The sequence below is a fragment of the Paenisporosarcina sp. P4_D4 genome (genome assembly GCF_056401835.1).
The window spans coordinates 1-661 of sequence record NZ_JBFUIO010000404.1 but is presented as its reverse complement, the minus strand read 5'-3'; the positions used below and the strand labels follow the sequence as shown (position 1 = coordinate 661).

Annotated in this window: 1 protein-coding gene; it reads right to left on the bottom strand. The window is 38.4% G+C overall.

Features of this window, described 5'->3' with window-relative positions; translation table 11 throughout:
* On the bottom strand, positions 1-661 hold a 661-nt coding region (locus AC1DSL_RS19130), incomplete at both ends, for an S-layer homology domain-containing protein (protein WP_477533465.1).

The following is a 661-nucleotide window of genomic DNA, read 5'->3' as shown; positions in this document are numbered from 1 at the left end:
CCATTGATTAATCCTGCTTCAACAGCTGATTGTAGTTCCGAAACATACCAATCCGTTGGTCGGACATCTGTAAAGTTTTCTTGCTCCGTTGCTTTTGGCAAGTCGAGAGCACGCGCAAGTAGGGCTGTGAATTCTGCACGTGTAATATCTTTTTCGGGTGCAAATAAACCATTTTTCAGTCCATTAATAATGCCTTTTGTTGCTAATAATTCAATATCCTCTTTTGCCCAATGTTCTGAGATATCAGCAAAAGTGATTGGTTCAGGCGTTGGCTCTGGAGTTGGTGTTGGGTTTGGTTCTGGATTTGGCGTTGACCCGTTAAGCTTAATGACTTCTTTCTCGACAAGATTGCTTTCTGAAGTTACTTGAACTGTAAAGGATACATTGTTGGTCAATGCTTCTTTCGTTTTATACGTATTCGAATACTTTCCTGCTTCGTCAGCTGTGAACTCATCGATATACATCAAATTTTCGGATGTAAGAACATTTCCTTTGAAAACTGTGATCGTCATTACTTTATTAGCATATTTGGCATCATGTCCACTAGTTGTAAATGTGCCATCTTCATTATTGTTTGTTGCAGCAAGTGTTAATAATGGGATACCTAGGCTTATTACAACTGTTGCGATGAACATACATATTAATTTTTTCATCCTTAACC